General features: G+C 47.8%; 1 protein-coding gene. It reads left to right on the top strand.

The window, feature by feature from the left end; translation table 11 throughout:
- A partial coding sequence (locus tag ACTHR7_RS10950; RefSeq protein ID WP_440370825.1) for a collagen-flanked surface repeat-containing protein occupies positions 1-232 on the top strand: 232 nt, incomplete at both ends.

Below are 232 nucleotides of genomic sequence, written 5' to 3'. Positions count from 1 at the left end.
CAGCGTCAGAGGTTTATAAGAGACGGAGCTAAGGGAGATACCGGTGCTAATGGTGCAGATGGTAAGAATGCTAAAGCTGAAGTTAAAGACAACGGCAACGGGACTCACACTGTAACCATCACTGATGGCGAAGGTAATACCACGACTACCATTCTGAAAGAAGGAACAGCAGCAGCTCAAGGTGATACCGGTGGTCAAGGTGACGACGTGAAGAATGCTAATGCCGAAGTTA

It is taken from the genome of Neisseria sp. P0007.S010, assembly GCF_051962875.1.
GTDB classification, from domain to species: Bacteria; Pseudomonadota; Gammaproteobacteria; order Burkholderiales; family Neisseriaceae; genus Neisseria; species Neisseria subflava_A.
Note: the sequence above shows the minus strand (reverse complement) of the source record. Positions and strands in the feature narration are given on the sequence as shown.